The sequence below is a fragment of the Methylobacterium sp. WL103 genome (genome assembly GCF_008039885.1).
Classification (GTDB): Bacteria; Pseudomonadota; Alphaproteobacteria; order Rhizobiales; family Beijerinckiaceae; genus Methylobacterium; species Methylobacterium cerastii.
The window spans coordinates 1-254 of sequence record NZ_VRUX01001322.1 but is presented as its reverse complement, the minus strand read 5'-3'; the positions used below and the strand labels follow the sequence as shown (position 1 = coordinate 254).

Annotated in this window: 1 protein-coding gene; it reads right to left on the bottom strand. The window is 62.2% G+C overall.

Features of this window, described 5'->3' with window-relative positions; translation table 11 throughout:
* Positions 1-254: DDE-type integrase/transposase/recombinase (locus tag FV222_RS29185; protein WP_147816580.1), on the bottom strand; the 254-nt coding region annotated here is incomplete at both ends.

Genomic DNA, 254 nt, shown 5'->3' with positions numbered 1-254 from the left:
GTGAGCCTGGCGTAATGTAGGCCGTCTTTGCTCCGACGCCGGTGATCCAAGCTTGGAGGGCCTTCGCAACGAACTCCGGGCCGTTATCCGAACGGATATGGCCAGGTACGCCACGCAGGATGAACAGATCCGAGAGCACGTCGATGACGTCGGTTGCCTTCAGCTTACGGGCGACCCGGATCGCCAGGCATTCGTGCGTGAACTCGTCGACCACGTTGAGCATCCGGATCTTGCGCCCGTCATGCGTGCGCGCC